This is a genomic window from Aquibacillus sediminis (genome assembly GCF_005870085.1).
Taxonomy (GTDB): domain Bacteria; phylum Bacillota; class Bacilli; order Bacillales; family Amphibacillaceae; genus Aquibacillus_E; species Aquibacillus_E sediminis.
In genome coordinates this window covers 1-22,974 of record NZ_SZNM01000027.1, presented here as the reverse complement: position 1 = coordinate 22,974, position 22,974 = coordinate 1, and the positions used below count along the sequence as shown (strand labels likewise).

General features: G+C 32.9%; 20 protein-coding genes, 1 pseudogene and 1 riboswitch. Of the genes and pseudogenes, 20 read left to right on the top strand and 1 reads right to left on the bottom strand.

Features of this window, described 5'->3' with window-relative positions:
* The first annotated feature begins 2 nt into the window (after nucleotides 1-2).
* The 3 genes from FCI53_RS18030 to FCI53_RS18025 all read left to right on the top strand — a co-directional run bounded on the left by FCI53_RS18030 (nucleotide 3) and on the right by FCI53_RS18025 (nucleotide 3,040).
* Nucleotides 3-1,673 (top strand): ATP-binding protein, encoded by a 1,671-nt coding sequence (locus tag FCI53_RS18030; RefSeq protein ID WP_138420414.1) that lies wholly within the window; start codon nucleotides 3-5, stop codon nucleotides 1,671-1,673.
* Between the two features lie 357 nt (nucleotides 1,674-2,030).
* Nucleotides 2,031-2,177: a hypothetical protein gene (locus tag FCI53_RS21960; RefSeq protein WP_246050147.1), complete on the top strand. Its 147-nt coding sequence runs from the start codon at nucleotides 2,031-2,033 to the stop codon at nucleotides 2,175-2,177.
* A 98-nt stretch (nucleotides 2,178-2,275) separates the two neighbouring features.
* Nucleotides 2,276-3,040: a PIN domain-containing protein gene (locus tag FCI53_RS18025; protein WP_246050146.1), complete on the top strand. Its 765-nt coding sequence runs from the start codon at nucleotides 2,276-2,278 to the stop codon at nucleotides 3,038-3,040.
* 1,378 nt (nucleotides 3,041-4,418) lie between these two features.
* On the opposite strand, the gene sda is transcribed toward FCI53_RS18025, so the two are convergent.
* Complete coding sequence (gene sda / locus FCI53_RS18020) at nucleotides 4,419-4,550, bottom strand: sporulation histidine kinase inhibitor Sda (RefSeq protein WP_138420413.1); 132 nt, start codon at nucleotides 4,548-4,550, stop codon at nucleotides 4,419-4,421.
* A gap of 696 nt (nucleotides 4,551-5,246) precedes the next feature.
* Nucleotides 5,247-5,331, top strand: a riboswitch (cyclic di-GMP riboswitch).
* Between the two features lie 116 nt (nucleotides 5,332-5,447).
* Here sda and folE point away from each other — a divergent pair.
* From folE to FCI53_RS17935, 17 genes and pseudogenes are all read left to right on the top strand, one after another.
* Nucleotides 5,448-6,017, top strand: a complete 570-nt coding sequence (folE, locus tag FCI53_RS18015) for a GTP cyclohydrolase I FolE (protein ID WP_138420412.1) — start codon at nucleotides 5,448-5,450, stop codon at nucleotides 6,015-6,017.
* 20 nt (nucleotides 6,018-6,037) lie between these two features.
* The gene (locus FCI53_RS18010) at nucleotides 6,038-6,859 is read left to right on the top strand and encodes a 6-carboxytetrahydropterin synthase (RefSeq protein ID WP_138420411.1); all 822 of its coding nucleotides are present in this window, start codon (nucleotides 6,038-6,040) and stop codon (nucleotides 6,857-6,859) included.
* Nucleotides 6,859-7,569 carry an SDR family oxidoreductase gene (locus FCI53_RS21570; RefSeq protein WP_171038227.1) on the top strand — a complete coding sequence of 237 codons (711 nt, stop codon included), beginning with the start codon at nucleotides 6,859-6,861 and terminating at the stop codon, nucleotides 7,567-7,569. Before FCI53_RS18010 ends, FCI53_RS21570 begins: the two co-directional genes overlap by 1 nt.
* An 18-nt stretch (nucleotides 7,570-7,587) precedes the next feature.
* Entirely contained in the window at nucleotides 7,588-8,553 is a 966-nt protein-coding gene (locus FCI53_RS21565; protein WP_171038226.1) for an ATP-binding protein, read from the top strand.
* A gap of 45 nt (nucleotides 8,554-8,598) precedes the next feature.
* Entirely contained in the window at nucleotides 8,599-8,916 is a 318-nt protein-coding gene (locus tag FCI53_RS18000; protein WP_138420410.1) for an STAS domain-containing protein, read from the top strand.
* Complete coding sequence (locus tag FCI53_RS17995; RefSeq protein ID WP_138420409.1) at nucleotides 8,916-9,764, top strand: PP2C family protein-serine/threonine phosphatase; 849 nt, start codon at nucleotides 8,916-8,918, stop codon at nucleotides 9,762-9,764. The genes FCI53_RS18000 and FCI53_RS17995 overlap by 1 nt, the downstream gene beginning before the upstream one ends.
* A 13-nt stretch (nucleotides 9,765-9,777) precedes the next feature.
* Nucleotides 9,778-11,868, top strand: a complete 2,091-nt coding sequence (locus tag FCI53_RS17990; protein WP_138420408.1) for a FapA family protein — start codon at nucleotides 9,778-9,780, stop codon at nucleotides 11,866-11,868.
* Between the two features lie 13 nt (nucleotides 11,869-11,881).
* A complete protein-coding gene (locus FCI53_RS17985; protein WP_138420407.1) occupies nucleotides 11,882-12,193 on the top strand; it encodes an STAS domain-containing protein in 312 nt (103 codons plus the stop codon).
* Between the two features lie 68 nt (nucleotides 12,194-12,261).
* Entirely contained in the window at nucleotides 12,262-13,350 is a 1,089-nt protein-coding gene (locus FCI53_RS17980; RefSeq protein ID WP_138420406.1) for an alpha/beta hydrolase, read from the top strand.
* Nucleotides 13,340-13,579: a phosphopantetheine-binding protein gene (locus FCI53_RS17975; protein ID WP_138420405.1), complete on the top strand. Its 240-nt coding sequence runs from the start codon at nucleotides 13,340-13,342 to the stop codon at nucleotides 13,577-13,579. Before FCI53_RS17980 ends, FCI53_RS17975 begins: the two co-directional genes overlap by 11 nt.
* Nucleotides 13,576-15,027 carry a class I adenylate-forming enzyme family protein gene (locus FCI53_RS17970; protein WP_138420404.1) on the top strand — a complete coding sequence of 484 codons (1,452 nt, stop codon included), beginning with the start codon at nucleotides 13,576-13,578 and terminating at the stop codon, nucleotides 15,025-15,027. The genes FCI53_RS17975 and FCI53_RS17970 overlap by 4 nt, the downstream gene beginning before the upstream one ends.
* Entirely contained in the window at nucleotides 15,028-16,629 is a 1,602-nt protein-coding gene (locus FCI53_RS17965) for a sensor histidine kinase (RefSeq protein ID WP_138420403.1), read from the top strand.
* Between the two features lie 362 nt (nucleotides 16,630-16,991).
* Nucleotides 16,992-17,969 (top strand): HD-GYP domain-containing protein, encoded by a 978-nt coding sequence (locus FCI53_RS17960; RefSeq protein WP_138420402.1) that lies wholly within the window; start codon nucleotides 16,992-16,994, stop codon nucleotides 17,967-17,969.
* Between the two features lie 190 nt (nucleotides 17,970-18,159).
* On the top strand, nucleotides 18,160-19,965 hold the full coding sequence (locus FCI53_RS17955; protein ID WP_138420401.1) for a sensor domain-containing phosphodiesterase: 1,806 nt from the start codon (nucleotides 18,160-18,162) through the stop codon (nucleotides 19,963-19,965).
* 37 nt (nucleotides 19,966-20,002) lie between these two features.
* Nucleotides 20,003-20,236 (top strand): hypothetical protein, encoded by a 234-nt coding sequence (locus FCI53_RS17950; protein ID WP_138420400.1) that lies wholly within the window; start codon nucleotides 20,003-20,005, stop codon nucleotides 20,234-20,236.
* A gap of 100 nt (nucleotides 20,237-20,336) precedes the next feature.
* On the top strand, nucleotides 20,337-20,963 hold the full coding sequence (locus FCI53_RS17945; protein WP_138420399.1) for a response regulator transcription factor: 627 nt from the start codon (nucleotides 20,337-20,339) through the stop codon (nucleotides 20,961-20,963).
* 1,123 nt (nucleotides 20,964-22,086) lie between these two features.
* Nucleotides 22,087-22,624, top strand: a pseudogene (locus tag FCI53_RS17935) (recombinase family protein).
* Nucleotides 22,625-22,974: the final 350 nt, after the last annotated feature.

Below are 22,974 nucleotides of genomic sequence, written 5' to 3'. Positions count from 1 at the left end.
AGATGTCTAGGTGTTTTGCAAAAGTACTTGAGGTAACTGCATCAAAAATTTCTTGTGAGATTATAACAGAACAGCTTCCATTTAATTTCCAAGGTGATACTTACAACCTAAACAGCGTGGGAAGTCTTGTTAGCTTATACGATAGCTTTAATCATTATACAATGATTTATCAAGTCATAAAAATTTATGAGAAAGAACAAGTTTATAACTCAGTAGATTATTCCAAATTTAAAAAAAGCATTGTGTTTGAAGCAATACCTTTAGCTGAGATGACCAGAGAAAGGGTGGATTTTGGTGTGAATATTTTTCCTATGGTAGGTGACCAAGTCTTTCTTTCAAGTTTAGAAGAAAAGGAAAAAACATACTCCGGTTCTAATGAAGGTATAAGTATTGGCTCAATACCAGCCATGGAAGTTTTAACCCCTACCATAAATGATGAAATGTTCTTCTCTAGTCATGTATCTATTTTTGGTAATACAAACTCAGGAAAATCAACTACAGTAAAAAGAATCATTAAAGAAACCCTAAAGAAAGATGAAAATTTTAATTCTATTATATTTGATGTGCACGATGAGTATGAGATTGAAAACACCTCTAAGATTCATATTGAGGATATTTCAATAGATCCTGCTTATATCGATATAGAAGACTGGATAAACCTTATTAATCCATCATCTTTAGTTCAACTTCCAATTTTAATTAACGGTATAAAGTATGCACAACATTTGGGTGGAGATGTTTTAGAGGATCTGGCAGCCTTTATTAGTTATTCTGCATTCAATTCTAATATTGAAACTTCATCTACAAAATTAGTTTTTGTAAAGAACTATTCAAGAATAGTTAATAACGAAAAAGTTAATAAAGCTCTGCAGGACTTTGAGTTAAAGTATGGGAACTTTGACAAATCTGATTTACTTATGAATGGATTAGCAGAAAGGTTTTATGAAATTACAGGGTTGGATATAAATCAAGGAGAAGAATATATAGTTAACAAATATCTAGGTGAGAGTAATCCTACAATTAGTATTGATAATCTAAAAGAAGGGATTGATATTGCTTTAACTATAGAAGAATCAAGGGGTAACTTGCAAGTTAGATCGCATTGTCAAACTATGATGACAAGAATTGACCTCTTACTTTCTCATTTTAAAGCATACTTCGTGAATGATAAAAAAAAGAGAGAGCACTTTGATAAAATATTTGATGATAAAAAAACTAAAATATTAAAAGTCTCCCATTTACCGGATGATACTTTACGTTTTATAACTCACCTAATATTACGAGTAGCTTTTAAAAAGCAAAAACAAAGTGAAAGTATTGATAGGATAAACTTCATCTTTGACGAAGCTCATAAATACATTAAGAAAAATAAGATAGGTGAAGACATTGTTACAGATATTTTTGAAACAATAGCAAGAGAAGGAAGGAAATTTGGTGTTTATTTATGTATCTGTAGTCAGCAACCTCATGAACTTTCTTCAACTGTAATTTCACAGTGCGGAAACTTTATCATGCACCGAATGAAAAATAGTTTAGATTTAGATTTTATTCGCAAAAGTAATCCTTATATTACAGAATTGCAAATCTCAAGGTTGTCATCTTTGCCTACAGGGACTGCTCTGGTTTTAGGAGACTCAATACCTATTCCTTTAGAATTGGCCGTAAAAGAATAGTATATTAAATAAAATTACTGTTGCTTTTGCAAAAGTCTAATTTAACAAAAGCTATCTCGAATTCAAGTGTTCCCGATTCGGACACAATTCTGTAACAGTTGTAACAGGATGTGTCCTTGTTTTATTTGAGCGTATCATAGTTAGGATTATAAATTAGATTTTTGTTTTAAAAATTGATTTAGATTGTGAACAAATGTGAAAGCACACTCTAGTTAGGATAGAACAATAATAAAAAAATCCCCCCTATGGATGACAAAAAGCATCATTTGAAAATAATAACTCTTTCAATATCTTATTTTCAATAATTTTAAAAATGATTCCTTTTTTATAGGAAATGGTAAGAGTAGGAGGGGGAATTTGGGCTATTACATATTCATAGATACAAATATCATTTATGACGACTTGTTTTTTAGAACCAGTCGTATGAAGCAACTGCTAAAGTTTACATCCCATGAACCGGTTGACTTATGTATTACAGAATTTAACTATAATGAAATTATTTAAGAAATACAGGGATAGGTAAGGCCAGTTGTTAAAGAGATAAAAGAAGCTAATAAGGATTTGAGAGAGCAGGTATAAATGACTTAGTAAATTACAGAAAGATGAAGGCTGAGGTTTATGTAGAGCAATATAAGGTGTTTCTTGATAATATCATTGACGAACACGGTATAAATATAATTGGTTACCCTGAGGATAAAAGCTTAATTAAAAAGGTTTCAAATAAGTATTTTGGAGTAATAAAACCGTTTGGTGAAAATAAACCTTCTTTTCAAGATTCAATAATTTGGGAGAGTATAGTAAGCTATTGTAAAAGAAACAATCCAGATAATGTTGTATTTATTTCTAATAATACTAAAGACTTTGCAGATAAATCTAAATTTAAAATTCATGATCAATTAGAAGAAGATATCCAAGGAATACTTTATTATAATTCTTTTGGAGCCTTTTTAGAGCATGAAGAAGATAATTTAAAAGATTATTTTGACGACAATTATAATTACAATTCTAGCAAAATAAAGAAAGATATAAAGGGTTATTTGGAGTGGAATGGATTAGCTATTGAAACTATAGAACATTTCCTTATGAATACCCAGTTCGAAGGTGATTTCTTTAGTGGATGGGGAACAGATGGTTACATACTAACCCTATGTACGAAAGGGGAGGATCCTAGTGATGGAATGATATCCGAAGAAGCTAGAACGGGTATTCTGTTAAATGGACATATCTCGTACTCAATAAGAGATGCTGAATTTATAGATTATGTGGAACAAGACATACAGCTTTCACAAACATCCTACAAAGGGTTGTTTTTATGTACCCAAAACAACTCAATACACAATATAAGTTGTGGAAATGTAATGTTGTGACCGTCAAGTAGAATGACACAATTTCTGCTGATTAATTTGAAACACTTTATTCACCAAAAATCGTTTTACGATGTTCCATTCTCCAACTATCCTCGTTTAGGTTTGATTAACTGATGTATTTCCATGTACATTTCCCACTTATCCACCTTTGTGCGACCTCCATTGTTGTATGATTTTTATAAACATAGATATTTTACAATGGAAGGTCCTTATTTTTTGCTGGTACATTTAGGTAATAAGTGTTTCTTCTTATCTAGCAAAAACTATTTCTTGTATTATAGCGGTCACACTGGCCTAGCCTGTTTATTTCCTAAGGATATTAAGGACGAATAAGGTAAATAATATGGAAGTTAATGATTACCATAGTGGGAAAAGTTGTAAAGTAATAATTCATCATAGCTTACTTTAATAACGTCAAGGAGGTTAACGGGGCACTTTTTATATTAAAAGAAAGTGTCTTTTTTTGAAATAGATTACTAACAAAGGCGTATTAAAACAATAATGTGAAGGAATCATTGAATTTGAGAGTAGAAAGAAGGTGGGAACGTGTATGTATTCATATCGACTGGGAGGTCATTGAATATTGTGTCCCCACCTTCATCAGATATTAACAGGATTTTCGCGAAAACGGAAGAGGTTTGTCGAAAAAGTCTGAAAAAGTATTTTTAGTATCATTATCCAAGAGGTTTAATGATTCAAAATGCAGTAAAAAATATTTAAATTACTTATTAACGCCTTCTTCATTTACAGGGACTTTAAAAACTGAAAATCTTGAGGATCAGGCTACAAGAAGGATAAGTTCCTTTTTGGTGAAGTATTGTACTAATGAGGAAGGTTTGTTTTAAAATTTTCAGACAACATACTAAGTAAAATATCTAAATAATACATAATAATCCTTCATTTAATCTAAACTGGTAGGTGGTTATATATTATGGGTGATAATTACGAACTACTGTGGAAAATTACTGAACTTTTGAAATCAAACAACTTAGAGAACATAGCTAGATGAACACAGACAGATGACCTTTGATCAGAAAATCAGTTTTCTCTATACGAAACAGACTGTGGAGTAACTTATGTATTACGTAGTAGAACAAACTATTCAATAGACAAATGATATTCAACAATCAATCAAGCGCGACTGTTAAATGTGATGATTAGGCTAGGTAAACAATACTCTACCGAAATTTCTGCAAATACCATTTAATCGTGTGTAGTGGTATTCAGTACTAGTGAGGAACGATCAAAAGATTTAAGACGTGTCAGTGTTTAGTTTAAACCCCTCTCCCCTTGAGGAAGATTATTGTTTTGACGAGGATATATTGTGGAAGTTTACAGGATTGCAAAAAAAATACACCCTAAATTGGGTGCTAAATCATCAGAATTTTAGTCCTCTTTCTTTTATTTCACTTTCTAGTAACATAATGAAATCATTTTCTAAGTTTAAATCTATAGCTTTTTCAAAAGCTATAATTAACACTTCATTACTTAGGTAATTTAAACTGCTCATTATTAGTCACCACTCTTAGTTTTTTCTGCTACAACAGTAACTATTTTCTTATAAATACTTATCTAAATCAATAGAATGTTTATAAAAATATAATTTGAAGTACCTATGGGCATTATGATTGGATTTTAATAAGTTTCTGTTAATTTAATATTAGATGTAATTCCTTCAATCTAGATATTATTTCCCCTCCCATAATATATTATAAAATTATTAAGTAACAACATAAATGCAATTATATAATTGCATCAATATTTAAAGTCTAACTATTTATATTAGATTGTAATAGTATTAATGAAAAGCAAACTTAATGCAATAAGAAGTTTTTTGATAGTCAAAATTACCATTAATTAGGAAACCACTCCTATTCATCCATGAAAATAGGAGTAGAAGGTGATAGATATTAGTGCTAAGGAATGTTTATTATAAAGGTAGTAACATAAAAGTGATAGAATCTAATTCTGTTATTGCAACCTTACCAAAAAGTAAGGCGCAAAGACTTGGGTCTAAGGTTCGATACTCGATTTTTTTGACATATATAGACTAAAAGTATTATTTTTATTTATTTTTGTTGAATCTTTTGATATAGTTGTTACGGTAAATTTTTAAGTTTTATAGTCTTTATCGTCATTCATTTCTTTTTTTGGAATGATTTACCATTCCAAAAAAAGAAATGAATGACGATAATAAAAAAGAATTCTTCGATAGCGGCAAACTTATTGAAAAATAAGGACGCAAAGCCTCGGGTCTAAGGTCTTATGACTATGATTGCCAGGTTACCGAAAAGAATTGGAAATGAATTATTATTTAGTTTGCATGCATAAGGGCATGTTTTCTATGTAAAGTTCACCCTTCTTTTTGGGTGGACTTTTTTTATTGAGATTTTAAGGAGGATGCAAAGTGACAGTCTTACAGAAAAGTGGTTTAGAGGAAAATATTCGTGACATTTTAGAAATATTAGGAGAAGATCCAAATCGTGAAGGGTTAATAGATACACCTAAGCGTGTAGCAAAGATGTATAAAGAAGTGTTTGAGGGAATCGGTGTAGAACCTGCGACAGCCTTAACTACTACTTTTGACTCAGAGGGATATGACGGAATGATTGTTGTCAAAGATATTGATTATTACACATTCTGTGAACATCATTTAATACCTTTTTTCGGAAAAGCCCACATTGGTTACATTCCAAATGAAAGGATAGTAGGACTTAGTAAGTTTGCTCGATTAGTTGAATTGACATCTAAACGTCCTCAAGTACAAGAACGAATGACGGAACAAATTGCTCGTTCTATACATGAGGTCCTTCAACCAACAGGAGTGATGGTTAGTGTAGAAGGGCAGCATTTGTGTATGTGTGCTCGCGGTGTCAAGAAACCTGGAACATCGACAGTGACTACGGTTAAAAAGGGAAGTTTTCTAAATGATGAATCATTAATTAGAGAGTTTGAAAGAAGTATCGCTTCAAAATAGATAGTTAGGGGGAGGGAAATATGCTTTATTTATCAAGGAGAATTGACTTTTCTGCTATGCATAGTTATCGCATATCAGAATGGAGTGAAGAAAAGAACAGGGAAGTTTTTGGGCTATGCAGTAATCCTAGTGGCCATGGACATGATTACAAATTAGAAGTAATGGTTAAAGGAGAGCTAGTTCAACGATCTGGAATTGTTGTTAATACTGTAGATATAAAGCGGATCGTTGGTGATTTGGTTGAAGAAGAACTTGATGGAAAGTTTCTAAACAAAGAGCATTCTTTTTTTCAAGAAAATATCCCAACAACAGAAAACATTGTCGCTTATTTATGGGATGCCATTACACCACAATTAGAGGGGTGTGAGTTACATAGACTTCGGTTATATGAAAATCCTTATTTGTGGTCAGAGAAGGGGGAAGGTCAAATGGTGATTTTAACAAGGCAATATCATTTTAGTGCGGCCCATCGGTTGCATAGTGAAAAACTTTCGGAGGAAGAAAATACTCAGTTATTCGGAAAATGTAATAACCCTTATGGTCATGGCCATAACTATTATTTGGAAGTTTCAGTCAAAGGAGAACCAGATCCTGTCACAGGAATGGTGGCAGATTTAGCTAAATTAGATCAAACTGTTGAGTCTGTTGTATTAAATAAATACGATCATAAACACTTAAACCTTGATATGGACGAGTTCAAAGGTCTTAATCCAACATCAGAAGTTGTTGCTAAAGTCACTTATGACATGCTATCGGATTATATACCAAATCTTTATAAGATAGGTTTGTGGGAAACAGAAAAGAATTACTTTGAATATTTTGGATCAAAGGGGGACGCATAATGGATATGTCTCAATTACAAGATAAAGTAATCGTCATAATAGGTGCAAGTAAAGGAATTGGAAGAACGACTGCGGATTATCTTAATCAACACGGTACAAAACTTGTTTTAGCTGCTCGTCAAATTGACCAATTAGAACAGGAGTTTGATCGGGAAGATGTTCTTTGTTTTAGAGTGGATGTTCGTAATGAAGAATCTGTAAAGGAATTAGTTAATGTGACAATGGAACAATTTGGACGTATTGATGTCCTTATTAATTCAGCAGGGGTAGGCATATTTTCAAGTATTTTAGAATCAGATACGAAGGATTTTGACGATATGATCTCTATTAATTTACGTGGTACTTACTTGACATGTAAATATTTTGGAAGACATATGGCGGAAGCGGGTAAAGGTCATATTATAAATTTGGTTTCTATAGCTGGGACAACAGCCTTACCAGGTTGCGGAGGATATTCTTCTTCAAAATTTGGTGTGTCAGGATTAACAAAGGTCTTACAAGCTGAACTCCGACAAAAAGGGGTTCAAACTACTGCTGTTATTCCAGGGTCAATTAGCAGTAGTTTTTGGGATGGTATGGAGTCTACACCAGATATGTCTCAAATGATCCCAACTGAAACGATAGCGAAACAACTATTTTCTATTATTAATCAGCCGCCAGGAGCATTTATTGATGAAATTACCATTATGCCTCCTTTAGGTATTTTGTAATCGAAAGGAGATACTTAAATGAGGCGGATTTTTGGTAATGTGTTAAAAAATTCGACTAAAAAACCCGAAATACGTTTTCCATCTCTCCCTTCCGATATATCTTATTCACAACTCAGTTATATGACGAAAAGAGGATTTCTTGCCAAGAAAATTAGTGAGTATCTTTTTAATCAAACTCAGGGAGAGTGTTTCTTTTTTAATTCATTTTCAAAGATTTCCTTTGAAAGGGAAAGTTCTGAAGCACAAATCGATTATATTTTAAGTTTAAGTGATCAGATGCTGATGTGGCATGAACAGGATGAAGATATTCCGAGTAAAATTAAGCACAATAAAGATTTTGAAAATGTTGAAAAGAATGCCATGTTAAAAACTCATGACATATTTAGAAAGGAATTGTTTTCTAGTTCAATGAAAGAACAAGGAAAACCATCTTCATCCGATCCCGTCAATAATCTTAGTAAATGGGAAATCTATCGTGATGTTATATATGCGTCAACTCAAGGACAATTTTTACTAGCTTCGCAGGAAGAACTAGCTGAGTATAAAAAAGGAAACATTTTTTGTAAAGGAAATATTAAAGAGAGAGCGGATATACCAAAATGTAGAAATGAGGCTCAAGAGAAATTAGAAAACCTTGGATATAAAAAATCTAAGTTCATGAGTTGGATTTTGGTACTGTCAGAAGCAATTACAAATACGATTAAGCATGCTGAAGAAGGAAAAATGACACTTATAGAAGACGAAGAAAATAACGAGGTCCGGTTTTTGATTGAAGATAAAGGGGCAGGTTTTTCTTTAGAGGAATTACCTAATAACACTTTATTGTCTGGCTATTCTTCAAAAAAATCTATGGGACAAGGTTTTACTCTAATGATGAAGATGGCAAAGAGGGTAATATTATGTACTTCTTCAAAGGGCTCTACAATTGTATTAATTTTTGATGCTTCAAATGCAAAGATGGAAAACAAAGAATTAGTTCCATAAAAAATAATAACTGACGACAAATCAAACTAAAGGGAGGCGATCTTAGTGTCATTAATTGTTGAAAGAGAACAAAAAGACTTAACTAGCATTTTAAAACTTAGGGGCGTTTTAGATTTTTCGACTACAAATTTAATCAACCCTTATTTAGAAGAGATTAAAGAAATAGACGAGTTGATCATTGATTTTAGTGAACTAGAATTTATCGATTCGACAGGGATAGGGTCTATTCTAGATGCAATTCATATGTCCCAGGAAAAGAATTTTAAAATTGAGTTAACTGGTGTGAATGATTTAGCACACGAAGTTTTTGAGATGGTTGGGGTATATACAATTCTAAACGCCGTACAAGGGGGGGAACAGTAATGTATCGCAATAACCTCAAGTATGATCACGTTAAAAGTGAACAAGAAGACGGTGGTGTAAGTAAAACATTAAAAAGAGAAATTAATCTAGCCAAAAATATACAGTCGACTCTACTAAATGGTAATACCCCTGAAATTGATGGAGGTGAGGTAGTAGGCTCATCACTTCCTGCAAGGTTAATTGGTGGAGATTATTACGATTTTTACCCATTAGTTAATGGAAAGGTACGTATTGTCATTGGCGATGTTATGGGAAAAGGGATTCCTGCAGCGATGCTGATGATATTGACAAGAGGTGCGTTCCGAACAGCGGCAGAAAGTACTAGAAGTCCAGGTGCAACGTTAACTTCTATGAATCATGCTTTGTATAAAGATTTACGTAAATTACGTTCATTTGTAACTTTGTTTTGTGCGGATTGGGACCCAGATACAGGAATCCTTACGTATGCAAATGCTGGTCATAATGCTCCCTTATACATCAATGACAAAAATAAAGAAGTTGTTACTTTAAATGATGTTTCAGGTGTTATGGTTGGAGGGCTTCCTAACCAAACCTACAATGAAGGGTCCATTGAACTTGGAAATAATGATATTGTTTTCTTTTATACAGACGGTATTGTAGAAGCGCAAAATTCAAGTGGTGAGCAGTATCAAATGGATAGATTGATGGAAACATTAGATACTCATCGAGAAAAAAACGTAAATGCAATTCAGGATGAAGTAATAAAATCTATTCATCATTTCACGAATGGGGAACCCCAAAGAGATGATATTACAATGGTTTTACTAAAAGTGAATTCAGAGCATTCTGATATAACCAGTTATAATATGCCGGTCATTGATTCGTAGGGGGCGTGTTTACATGCAAAGCATCGTTTCTAAAGGGAAGAATATAAAAGAGGCTATTAAATTAGGGCTAGAGTTAATGGAACTGAAAAAAAATGAAGTAAGTATAGAAATTCAACAACAGGAAACTAGAGGCCTAATGGGGATTGGCGGAAAAGAAGCTATTGTTAAATTAACTAGGGTAAGAAATGAAAGTGAACAACATGGTAGTCATTCAAAAGATAAATATTCTCATCAATCAATAGAAGAGGTAATTGACAATGAATTGGATTCCGATGAGCATGTAAAGTTGGAGAAGCAGACTTCATATCACTCTACTAATAACGTAGATATTTCATTACAAGAAGAAGTGCAAAAAGAAAAAGTATGGGTTGAAAATGGACAACTCTATGTGAAAGATTCTCCAACTCAATATCCAACAGTTAGTATTGGTAAACATATTAATATTATCCAAAATGACGAAGCAATCCAACAAGGTACCATTATTGTTTCAGAAAATGATCATATAAAAATTAAATGTGATCATGATGAACGAGAAACGAAATGGAAAGTTTCAATAGATCAGAAAAAATTAGAAGTTACTATTGAAATAGAACCAGGATACAAAATCAACCGTATTGTTCAAGATGTTCAACCGGCGCAGCATATTAAATTAGTTGCAGAAGAACATAAAGAAATCGTAAATACATTATCTTATGAAGATATATTTAAAAAGATGGAATCACTCCATGTGAAGTATGGATTTGAACAAGCAGAAATTTTAAAAGCGATCGAAACTACTGAACTCGGTATTTTTGTTATTGCAAAAGGGAAAAAGGCTACCCCAGGAGAAAACGGTAAGATTGAGCTTAAAGTAGACGTTGATACGAAAAACGGATTGATTGAAAACGAGGTAGGAGAAATTGATTTTAGAGAGAGTAAGATGATTCCTACAGTGGATCAAGGGAAAGTGGTTGCGGTTATTCATCCACCGATTCCTGGAAATCCCGGGGTAACGGTGACGAATGAGCCATTACCGGCAAAACAAACACATCCTATCGCTTTAAAAATTGGTAAAGGTGTAACCCAAGTCGATGATAAAATTGTGGCAACTGAATCGGGCCGGCCTGTTATTGAACAACGAGGTATGTTGGTGAGTGCATCGATTATGCCAAAGTTAGTACATCGTGATCCTGTTAATTTATCGTCTGGAAATATTCACTTTAATGGGGATGTAGAAGTATTAGGTGAAATAGAGGAAACGATGATAGTAGAGGCTGGTGGGGATATTGTGGTTCATAAGTCCGTCCATTCGGCAACGTTAACTTCTTTAAAGTCTCTTATCGTGAAGGGGAATGTCATAGGTTCTGAATTATCTGCAGGTAAAAATAATATGTTAGTTGCTGAACTAGGTCATTTATTAGGGATTATGAAGAAAAAACTGGATAGTATGATTGCTGTTATTAATCAGATCACACAATCAACTGCATTTAAATCAAATGATCTTGCTAGTAATGGAATTCAACCGTTAATACATATTCTTCTTGAAAAAAAGTTCCAGGACTTTGTTCCACTTATAAAAAAATATGTGGGAGTTACTAACGGGGGAGAACAGTATTTAGAAGGTGACAGTTGGAGAAGAGTTTCAGTTCATCTCACCAATATCTTTTTATCATTATCTAATCAAGTGACAACGGTTGCCCACTTGCATCAACTTTCTCAACAAATGGAAGAATTGTATGAATTTAGTCAAACTCCTATAGAACCGGATTCTTATATTACAGTCTCCGATACCTTGAATAGTCATTTGTATAGTAGTGGGGACATTACAATTATTGGACAAGGTAGTATTAACTCTAAGGTTCATGCAGGCGGTGAGTTAAGGATTACTGGTGTGCTGCGTGGTGGAGAGGTTTATGGAAGAATGGGAGTAAATATTAATGAGGTAGGGTCCGATATGGGGACAAAAACAATCATTTCAGTCCCATACGATCAGAGTATTCATATCACCAAGGCATTGGAAGATACCGTTTTAAAAATAGGTAATGTGAAGCATGTATTAAAAGAAGTAACTTATGATCTAAAAGCTAAGCTAGATAAAGATGGACGTATGAAGTTTGAAATGTGAGGGAGCGAAAATAATGCTTGAATATATTACGAGAGAAGACGGCGAACGTATAGAAGTTGAACTTAAGGGAGATTTAGATATTGAAGGAACAGAAATAATTGAGGGTGACTTAACTCCTTTGTTGGAGAGTTATAAGACCATTGTGTTGAATTTTGAAGCCATTCCATTTGTTGATTCCTCTGGTATTGGGTTGTTAATAAATTTAGTGCAAACGTTACAAGAGTCCGGAAAAAAAGTTAAGATTTCACATGTCAGGGACGAAGTGTTTGACGTATTTGATATTCTTCAACTTCCCGAAATATTAGGAAGCGATGTTTTTGAATAAAAGAAATCCTAATTTAGTAGAATCAGATGTTCAAACGATAAATTTGATAAAGATGAAGGGGAAGAAGAATGGAAAAGTTACAAAATAAACTTAGAAAAATGCCAACTAATGAGATTATAGATAAGACCATTTTTGCCAGTGTCATGGATAATGGTTTTTGGCATCGCTGGATAGCTCATGGTGTAGATGAAACGTTTATCAACTCAAGCAAGTCAAAGATGGTTAACGTAAAAGGGTGGACGGAAATATTATCTAATAAAGCTATGGAGCACTCAAATCTAGCAAAAGGTTTTGAGAAGTCAGGAGATGCTCAACTAGCAGAGTATCATTATGGTAAAGCAGGTATTTATTATAATCTTGCACAATGGGTATTCCCGGAACCAAATCAAGATAGATTAGAATGGTATAACCGATGCTTAGAACAATTTAATCTTGCTGATAATGTATCAGAAGATAAGGTTTCACGCCATACATTGACAATCGAAGGGAAAAAATATGGTGGACGTATACGTATTCCAAAAGGGGAGAAGTTAGGCGTTGTAATTCTTGTCATGCCAACGGACTCCACCAAAGAGGAATTTCATCTATATGAGCAAGACTTCGCAAAAGAAGGTTATGTAGTGGTGAGCTTTGATGGAACAGGTCAAGGGGAAACATTACTAGTAAATGGACATAAAGCAGACCTAGAGTCTTGGGAGGATTTCATAAAGGGGATAGTCGAATTTGCAGCAAGCAAGTTTTCAGACTTACCTATTAACCTATTTGGTACAAGTTCAGGTGGTGCTTGGGCAATTGAAGGAAGTAGACATCCTTATGTATCAAAAGTGGTTACAGTAAGCCCGCCGCCTAAGTATGCGACCAACATTAAACTACCTGACTATTTTAGAGAACGTATGAGTAATATGTTGGTAGATTTTGAAAAAGGGCATTTACCTTCATTCGATGACGTTTCTGAAATCAAAGACATTGTAGTTTTTCATGGAGGTAAGGATTTATTAATAAACGGCAAGGAATTAGTAGAGCTATATGATCAGTTTTCATCGGAAAAACGCTTTATTACTTATGATGAGGAAGGTCACTGTTGTAACTTTAAATTAGGTGAGATTCGTCACCGTTCCGCCGAATGGTTTAAGGGGGGAGACATTTATGACATTTAACGACTTTTGTATAGTAATGTTTGACTTACTTGAGCGAGAGCAAGTCGAAGTCTCTGAAGTAACTAACCTTAAAAATGAATTGGACGTTGATTCACTACAAATGGTCAATTTAACTACAGCTTTGGCAGATCATTTCCAAGTACCATTTAGTTTGTTTATTGAAAATGCTGACAAAACAGGAACAGTAGGCGGTTTGTTTAATATTGTGAAGGGTGGTAACTCGGAATGAACTTCTATAATAGAGTATTAGCTAATCTAGAGAAAGATGTTTTGTCTTTAGTATCTCCTGATGGTTATTTCTCAGCAGGTGATTTAAGGGATTCCGTTTCTAGATATGAATCCATGTTAACCCCTCTTAATATAGAAGGAAAAAGGGTAGCACTTTTGATTCCTAGTCTTAAGGAATTCTTACCTTTATTTTTAGCAGCTAATAAACTCAAAGGTACTGTTTCACCTTTGAGTTGGCAATTCAGACAAGATGATTTATTGAATGTTTTAGATTTTTTAGATCCCCATATTGTTCTTACGGTAGATGAACATAATGGTTTTGCATTTTCAGAAACGGTGACAAATTGGGCAAAAAGTAAGGACAGTGAGACTACAGTAGTCACGTCTAAAAATGGTGTGGATTGGGAATTAAACACCTTTAAGGGTAGTTCTAAGAAATTACAGTCTGACTTAGGTGGTTTCATTACTTTTACTTCAGGAAGCACAGGAACACCTAAGGGTATAGTGTTTAAGGATAGTGTATTTGATTACGGGAGTAAAAAGGTATTAGAGGCAATGAATATTAAACCTGCGGACAATGTTTTTGTTTACGCATCACCTAGTACACTTTATGGTGTGGTTGCGATGAACTCTATGTTGAAATTTGGAGCAACTCTAGTTGTTTCTAATGATTTCGATCTAGTGAAAATCATAGATACAATGGAGAAATCAAACTGTAATAAATTTACTACAACGCCGTCCATATTTAAAGCATTATATAATTTTGCAAGTCGATTAAAACCGGAAGTGTTAAAAAAGTTGGAATTAGTTTGTGTTATAGGTGAGAAAATACCTGCAAATTTCAAGAGCAATTTTCCATTAATGAAAAAATGTACATTTATATCACATTATGGAAGTTCCGAGTCAGGTTCTCTTGCAAACGTTTGTCTTAATGAAAACTCAGAAGAATTAGAGTTTACGATAGCAAATGAAATAGAGTATAAAACTGTTGATAATGAGTTGTTGGTGAAAACAAGAGGTTTATTTACCGAATACTATAATAATCCTAATATAACGAGTGAAGCTTTTAAAGACGGTTGGTTCAAAATGGGAGATTTAGTAGAGTTTACAGGTTATAAAACATTTAAACTAGTAGGAAGAAAAAAGGATGTAATTAAAAAGGGAGGCCAACAAGTTGTTTCTAGTGAGGTAGAGCAAATATTAAGTAGTATTAAGGGGATAATGAGTGTGGCAGTAGTTGGTTTACCTCATGATATATATGGCGAGCAGGTGGTAGCGTTTGTCATCGCAGATGGACTAAATTCTAAGGATATCCGCTCTTATTGCTCAGGCCGAGTTGCATCTTTTAAAATTCCAGATCAAATAGTATTTGTAGAAGAATTTCCATTAACCCAAGGTAAGGTAGATAAAATAAAGTTGAAGTCTTTGTTAGAGAGGGGGAATAATTAAATGCAAGAGTCAATGGAACAAAAAAGTAGTACGTTAAAAAAGCAGTTTGTAACTAGGTTGCTTATCGTTCTGTTAGTCATATTAAGTTTATTAGGTGCCATTCAGTACATTTATTTAAGTGGAAAAATTGATTCTGATGTATCGGTAGAAGCATTTAAGGTTAGCAAAAGTATTGAGCAAGGTCTCACTCAGACTCAAGAAGCATCTACAGCGATTGAACATCAGCTGGATCTAAAACTAAAGTTAATTGCACAACATATTAGCGATCGATTAGGTGATAAACCCATAGAAGAAATAACAAATGAAGAACTGAAAGTACTTAAGGAAAAATTTGATATTGCCGGTATATCCCTTTTAGATGAGCAAGAAGACGGTGATATAGTAGGAGTGAAGTCAACTGCATCAAGTGATATTGGGTTTAATTTTAAGGAGGTTCTAGGGGAAAACTCACATGGTTACAGGATTATGTATGATTTACTACATGGTAATGAACTAAAAGTAACCTATGAGACATACGCTGATGAAAATACATTTGTACTTCCTACTGCACCTTCTGGTTCGCATAATGAAACACCTACTTTTTTTAAATATGGCTATTATGTTGGGGATGACAAGGATTATATTATAAATCCTTATTTTGAAGCAAATGAGGTTTATCATTTTACTCAGGAAGTTGGACCAAATGCGTGGATTGAAACTGTTTACGAATCAAATGAAAATGTAGAGGAGATTGCAGTATTAGATCCACAAGTATTTGCTGATCCGTCTTTATTGGAAATTAAGACTGAACTTTGGGAGAAAGTTGTATATGGGGAATTTGGTTCAGAGACAGAAAAAGATGAGAAAACGTTAGTTAACTTAGCCGAAAATCCCAAAAGGACCTCTTATATTGAGGATGTGGGAGACGAGACATATTATAAAATGTTCATTCCCACTGAAGATGGAAAAGTTATTTATGTAGGATTAGATTATAATCATTTGAGTGCACCATTAAAGAATATGGCATTAATCTTACTTATATTCAGTGTGATATCATTATTGGCGTTATTCATTCTATCCACACGATTCTTTGGCGATATTTATAAGAAGATTCAAGTGATAATCTCTCAAATCAAGAATCTAGAGTCTGGTGATTTCTCCACTCAAAGTAAAATTGAAGGAAAAGACGAGTTGGCAGATCTTTCTCACAGTACTAATCGAATGACTAATACTTTAAATCAGGTTTTGAAGGATACAACTAAAGAGGCGGAAAACATACAAAACCTTTCTTTAGCTCTAAAGACGGATGCTGATGAATCTGTTGAGAAAGTGTATGAGTTGTCGGTTGAATTAACTTCTAAGGCGAGAGAAGACAATTATGAAATCTTAGACTTCTTAGATAGTTTAGAGGAAAAACTTAGTTCTTTACCTAACAAGACGGATTTTGAGGGTATCCTTTCTGAAATAAATCGTATTAAAGAATTATCTAGTAATAAATCAGCATCAGCAACAGATATTACCATAACGTTATCGGATTTATTAAATTCTTTACAATATCAATCTGATGAATTATCTAATATTTCTAGTGAGATGTTTAATAATATGTACAAATTTAAGTTGTAAGTTTGATTTCCACTCCTTATTTTAACTAACAGGTCAAATGTAGCAAGGTCACTCCTTATATCGAATAAAAATAGTAGTGAAAGGTGATTGGGACCTATACTAGCATATGTTTATATATTAGTTATTATTAATAATCATTATGAAAAGAATTAGTAAGAGCGCGAAGTTATCCTTGAAATTCAATTGACTATGGATAGCAGTTACCGAAATTGGTAGGTAAATGTCTGTTTATTTTGTTACTGATTTAGCATCAGTTTGTTTTAATACAGGTCCACCGTTTTTTCGGTTGGACCATTTTTTTTGATAGGTTAATTATTAATGAAAAGTAGTTATTGATTTCCTATAAAAAAGGGGGAAGATTAATGAGATTAATTGAGATATCAGAGTATGATTATAAAAGTATGACGTTAATAAAACCTGTTTATGATGCACAAAAGCGTATATTACTTACAGCTGGTCGAACGATTGATCCTAAAATCACTCCAATATTAGAAGCCATAGGAATTAAATATTTATTTATTGAAGATGAAGTATCAAAAGGGATTAGTATAGAGGATATGTTGGATATGCCAACATGGACAGATACAATCGATGTAATGAAATCATTTTACGAACAAGTAAAAAACAAAGACAAACTAGATTTAAGAAGTATTTTTCAAATTGCAACTAAATTACTGGATGAGGTAAAACAACGTCCTACATTTGTACTTATCCCATCTGGAACAGTCGCAACCGAGTTACAGCCATATGCACATGCAATTAACGTAACTCTCCTGTCATTGTTAACGGGAAAAAGGTTAGGGTACAACGATTTAAATATGAAAGAGTTAGCTATTGGTTCTTTATTGCATGATATTGGCAAGGCTTTAACAGATGATAACGACCAACATACAGAAGTTGGATTTAATTTCTTACGCGATATTCACCAGTTTAGTCTTGTATCAGCACATATTGCTTATCAACATCATGAATCAATAAATGGTGAGGGAGTTCCTAGACATATAAAAAACAATGAGTTTCTGGAATTCGCGCAAATTTGTGGAGCGTCTAACAAATACGATAATTTAATTACCAAGGAAAAACTCCCACCTCATGAAGCAATGGAAGCTATTATGGCAACCTCTGATAGGTCATTCTCGCACAGAGTCGTTAATGCTTTTTGTTTATCGGTTGCTACTTATCCACCAGGAACGAAAGTGTTAATTGATAAATATCCAGCGATTGTTACGCAATTAAATAAACACTTACATAGACCTGTTGTGAAGATGTTATCAAATGACCAAGAAATAGATTTGACTGAATATCCAACATACATGATTGAACCAGATAAACCTAAATAAAAACAATTAAGACGATAATGAGATAAATATTTATGTGTGGCTAACTTTTTATTATAGGTTTAATAAATCTATTTGAAGTAAGTGCCTGGTTTAAAATCATATGACTCAAAAATGAATCAGAGCAATCAATGCAAGTGATTTTATAAAGTTTCAGTGCAATTCTAAGTAAATAATAAAAGGGGGATAAAGTATGAATAAAAGGCTAGATTTTGAAAAACAACATATAAAAACGTTGTACCACAACCAGGAAGTTTTAGAATTACTAGCTAACAACACATCGACAATTAATATACTTGAGAAATTAGTTTTCATATTAGAGCAAGAAATTCATGGTTCTATGTGTTACATTCATTTACGAAATAGTGAAATTGAATTTGCTTGCAAAGGCATCGGACCGAACCTACCTGAAAAGTTCATCCGATTAATTAGTAATATTACGATTAATCAATCAGAACGTGCAGATTTATTGGATGAAACTATTATTGCATCTGAGATAAATAAAAGTCCCTTATGTGAAGAGTATAAAAGTGTATTATTAAATTTTGGATTTGAAGCATGTTGGTCTATTCCGATTTTTACGCCAACAAAAAAAGTAGTGGGCAGAATTGAAATCTGTTTAACTGAAAACCGTGTTCCCGATGCTTCAGAAAAGGAAAAGATTGAAGTCTATTCTAGATTATCTGGTATTGTAATTGATTATAAAAAATCAGAACTTCAGATAGAACAATTTCGACAATATGATTCTGTTACCGAACTACCTAACGCTTCAAACTTCAAAGAGAAAGCCAAACAGCAATTGAACAGATTAAGTTCAGATCACAGTAAGTTGGCTGTAGTGTTCTTAGATCTTGATCATTTTAATGTAATTAATAACATAGGAGGGTATGAATTTGGTGATAATGTACTTAGGAAAATAGCGACAATGCTATCTCATATTTTAGACGATAGTACTATTGCGAGATGGAATAGTGATAAATTCATTTCTCTTATTCCTTATCAATCAGAAAATAAGATAAAATCTGCTATTTCTAAAATATTAAAGGAATTAATTGCTCCTTTTAAACTTGGTCAACATGAATTTGTAGTAACTCCAAGTATAGGGGTTAGTAGATATCCATCGGATGGTTCTGATATTAATTCATTAGTTAAAAATGCTGAAATTGCAATGAAAAAGGCAAAAAGTCAAGGAAAAAATACTTTTGTCTTTTATACACCTTCTATTAATTATGATTTAACAGAAAAATTAATGATTGAAAAAGATCTTCGTCAAGCAATACATAGAAATGAATTTGAGATTTATTATCAACCTCAAATTGAATTGTATAACAATCAAATAGTTGGTCTAGAGGGACTTATTCGGTGGCAGCATCCACGCTTTGGATTATTAACCCCAAACAAATTTATTAAAGTTGCAGAAGAAACAGGGCTAATTATTCCGATCGGCGAGTTGGTACTTCGAACAGCATGTAAACAATTGGGTCTCTTGACACCTAAACGATTTCAAACACGATTGTCTATTAACCTCTCAAGTATACAGTTTCGTCAAGAAGGTTTAACCGAAATGGTTCAGGATATAATCAGTGAATCAGGAATTAATCCAAATAGCCTGGTATTGGAAGTTACGGAAAGTACATTAGTAGAAAATGTAGATTTTACTGTAGAACAATTAAAAAAATTAAAATCTATAGGCGTTCAAATTGCCTTAGATGATTTTGGTACAATATACTCTTCTCTAAATTATCTGAAACATTTTCCAATGGATATTATCAAGATTGATAAATCCTTCCTTAAAAATATTGACACGGACAAACGCGATGAAGAAATTTTGAGAACAATTATACAATTAGGAAAAAATTTGAATTTAAAAGTTCTGGCAGAAGGAATTGAGACGAAAAGTCAACTTGCGATACTTAAAGAATTCGAATGTGAAGAAGGGCAAGGCTATTTTTTTGACAAACCATTACCTATAAATGAAATAAATAGTAGGATTGTGTAAATTATTCCATGAATTTTTTTAAGAGGAGAGATTTATTTTGACTGTGTTATTTGGAACTGTTGAGTATTTTGAAAAAGAAATAGCTAATGCTATTTCAAACGAGTATTCAGATAATTTGTCTGTTGATAAAAAGTTAGAAAATATTTATTTAAGATTAAAAAAAGACATTACGTATGATTTTATATGTAGTAATAACTTTCGCGAATATTGTATCAGTAACCTTAAAGTAGCATATGAAAACATGAGCAATTTTATCCAGGTCAATAATTAGATGATTTATTCAAGCATGGAGTAAGATAAGTGATATTTTGGATTTATTATAAGTCTAAGTACTAAATAATCTTCCATTATTTTTAGTAGAGGTGAGAAACGTGAAAATAGCAGTTGTTAAAGAGCCTTCTTTATTAAGAGAGGGAGTTATAAAAATACTACAAGAACATTTTTGTAGATATGAAATCGAAGCTTACAGTTCCAATGACTATGGAAAATTAGTAGAAGAAGCAAATTCTACTGATTTAATTATTATTGATATAGATACGAAGCTAAACATACACTCTCTGATAGATTTATATATAAAACGAAACAAGAAAGTTATTGTATGGATCCCAACTATAAATCAAGCAGATTTACCTGTTTTATTTAAGTTGAAATTGGATGGCTATTTTTATAACGGGATAAATAAAGAAGAATTACTCTTTGCAATCTCATCAGTTTTGGATGGTAAAAGCTATATTGACCAGTCTCTCTCTCAAATTTTGTTAGGTTATTATGCCCAAATGAATCAACCTGAAAAGCCAGATGGAGTATTCTCACACAGAGAATGGGAAGTGATAGAACTACTTGCCAAAGGTTATAAAAATGAGCAGATTGCAAACTTTCTTTATATTTCCGAAAAGACCGTAAAAAATTATGTTAGTGCCATCATGAAAAAAATGAATGTTTCAGACCGAACGAACATTGTGTTAACTGCTATAAAAAATAATTGGGTAGTCCTTTAAAGCTTATGATCATCTTGAATCTGTAAAGTCAAATATTAGCATGTAGAAAAAGAAACTATGAAATACATAGCTGAGGTGAATGTATTAAAAGTAAGTGATACTAAAAAGCTGACGCATTAGGTACTAGAATCGCACAAAAAACGGATTGTTGTTTAACATTTTTCTTTCATAATCTTTTTCATTCATAATGTTCGTATCTTCATTCGAAAATAGATTAGGAAATTAACTTTTACAATTTCTTCGACAAAAACTTCCTTTTGTGTGAATATTTTGTTATATTATGTTAAAGGTGGGAACGAATAAAGTTCAATGACCTCCCAAGTCATATTGGCGCATATATGTTCTCGCCTTTTTATACTTCCGATATTTATCATTCCTGTAAATAATACCTCGCTTGGCCTTGTTAAGATTTAATATGTGGTTAAGCAAAGTTAATCCTATTGTATCAGACTTTGATTATGATATATTTAAATAACACATAAAACTCCCTGACCTTAAACGAACCATCCGCAAACGCTCTTGGCAGGGTGGAGGCCGTTGGTTTGAGCCCAAACGGAGAATCATCTTATGTTGAGAGTCTTAATCCTTGGTTTATCAAGGGTTTTTGGCTTTTTTTATTTATTGTGATTTTCCTTTCTTTGAATAAGCACTTATTGCCATTGTACTAATCCTGTACATTTATTTTCTTGAAGTGATGGAGTGTTTCTCCTCTTGAATAATGTTTCCCTAAATTTCTCTGTGCAAGTTCATGTAAGTCATCACTTACATGTGAGTACAAGTCCAGTGTAATACCAACTCGGCTATGCCCAAATCGTTCAGAGACGACTTGAGAATTTTCCCCAATCTGCATTAGTATTGTTGCGTGAATATGACATAGATCGTGAAAACTATGTTTGGGAAAACCTAAACCGTAAAATAAACATTAAGATTCGATTTAAAAATTGTGTACGTATTCAAATGAACACCGAAGTTTTATGTCACTACACTTAAGTATCAAAACTTAAAAGTATTGATACCAAATTGGCGGTGTTGTAGTATCAAGGTATTAAAGGGTGTCATAACTTAGTTTCATAAGTGGTGGTTTAAAAAGGAGATTGAAAAAACTTAATGGCTAAATACGGTAATGCAAGTATCACAAGATTTAGAAGCACAGATAAACGCACTGAAAGAAGCAGGCTGCGATGAAATTTTTTTCAGAGAAATTTACTGGAACTATAAAAGAGAGGACTTCAGTTTCAAGCACTTATAGAAGTATTAGAGCCTGGGGATACATTTATTGTAACTAAGTTGGATAGGTTTGCTAGAAGTACAACACATGCCATTGAAACAGTACAGAAACTATTTGAAAAAGGTGTAAAAGTCCATGTACTAAATATGGGATTGGTTGAGGATAACACCTACCGGAAGGCTAATATTCAATATAATGAGTGCTTTTGCTGAGTTTGAACGCGATATGATTGTAGAACGTACTCAGGAAGGCAAGGCTTTTGCTAAGCAACGTGATGACTTTTAAAGAAGGTAGGCCAAATAAGTATGGTAAGGAACAAATAAACCATGCTTTAAAACTGTTAGAAACTAATTCGTAAAAACAAGTTGAAAATATGACTGGAATTTCTAAAAGTACGTTAATCCGTGCGAAAATGAAGGTATCTCTGTATTAGAAGTTTAATTATTGAACCAGTAACAATTGTTAGTTAGGGGGTGTGTTTAATCAAGAGGTATAAATATGAATTAGAAAACGGTGAAAAAATCACTTTCAGGACTAATATAAGTATTGATGAAATCAAAACATTAGCTAGATTTAAAAATCAACATGAATTTCATAATTATTTTACAAAGGAAGGGTATCAACTAATTGTATTAAAAATAGTAAAACCTCCTTTGTAAAATGGTACCTGTAGTTAGGACACTTGAAAAAGAGTGTTTAAACTACAGGTATTTTTTTATATACTTAAGTTTCAAGATATGGGGAAAAGAGGACAACATGAGTAAAATAACATTTTCAACTAGA